This window comes from Flavobacterium sp. PL12 (assembly GCF_039123485.1).
GTDB lineage: Bacteria > Bacteroidota > Bacteroidia > Flavobacteriales > Flavobacteriaceae > Flavobacterium > Flavobacterium weaverense.
Window position 1 is genome coordinate 1 of record NZ_JBANDI010000065.1, and the last position, 1,072, is coordinate 1,072.

2 protein-coding genes are annotated in these 1,072 nt (G+C 31.2%); both read right to left on the reverse strand.

Features of this window, described 5'->3' with window-relative positions; all coding sequences use genetic code 11:
- Positions 1-10: 10 nt before the first annotated feature.
- Positions 11-586, reverse strand: coding sequence for an IS630 family transposase (locus RCH19_RS14725; protein ID WP_343023864.1), 576 nt, complete (start codon positions 584-586; stop codon positions 11-13).
- Positions 587-608: 22 nt separating this feature from the next.
- On the reverse strand, positions 609-1,001 hold the full coding sequence (locus tag RCH19_RS14730) for a helix-turn-helix domain-containing protein (RefSeq protein ID WP_343023865.1): 393 nt from the start codon (positions 999-1,001) through the stop codon (positions 609-611).
- Positions 1,002-1,072: the final 71 nt, after the last annotated feature.

Consider the following 1,072-nt stretch of genomic DNA (forward strand, 5'->3'; position numbering starts at 1 on the left):
TAAGTAATGGTTAAAATTTAATGTCGTATTTTGTTCCAAAATTAGTCAGGACAAAATTTAATTTTTCTTTGAGGTTTTCGAATGATTTATAAGCATCAAAATCTAACCATTGATATTTTATTCTTCGCCATAGAATTTCAATCAGATTTAACTCTGGAGAATAGGGAGGCAAAAAGTAAATCAAAACATCTTTTTCTTTCCATTGTTCTATTTTGGCCATAAACTTCTTTGATTTATGGATTGGAGAATTGTCAAGAATCACAATGGTTTTTTTAATGGTTTGTTCCACAAAACGATTCATAAAACAAATGATTCTATCTGAATTAAAGGTTGTTTCAAGTACCTCGAAATAAAGTTTATTTTTACGGGTCATTAATCCAACTACATTCTGATATTTGCCTTTTGCAGCAGGCAACAATATTGGATTATGCTTTGTTTGCCATGCATAAGGCACATTAGGAGTAAGTCCAAAATGACTTTGGTCTCCAAAATATAAATCAATATAACCGCTATCTTCCAAACTCTTTAGTGTTTCTATTTGCTGTTGTTTAAATCGAAATTGTTCTTCGTTTCGTTTGCCTTTCAATGAGAGTCTAGCTCTTTTCCATTTATAACCCAGTAACTTTTAAAAAATTCTGCAATGTTTTTTTGCAGATGATAATATTGTGTTGCTCCTCAAAGTAAATTAATACATTTTTTAAATTTCTATTATGAAGTTCTAATTGCTTAGAAACCTCCTCAGAATAGTCTTTTAAAAGAGTTTTCGCCCCTCTTCCCTCTGATATAGCAAGGGAAGCAACCCCGATTGCGGCCCAACTATCAAACCAACGTTCAATCGTTCTGCGACTGACTTTAAAAATAGAAGCCAAGTCTTTAATCTTGTGTCTTTGATGTGATAAAACAAGGCATTGACTACGTTTTCTAACGGTATTACTAGGGCTATTTTGATGAAGGTGCTCTAACACCTCAATTTCTTCTTTTTTAAGTTCTAGATATCTCATAATGAGATAAATATACGGAATTTATGATGTATAAACAATAAAATACGACATTATTTTATTCTAATTACTTA

What these genes read in the sequence shown, in the direction of transcription:
- RCH19_RS14730 (WP_343023865.1), bottom strand. Translation starts at nt 1,001, where the DNA reads ATGAGATATCTAGAACTTAAAAAAGAAGAAATTGAGGTGTTAGAGCAC.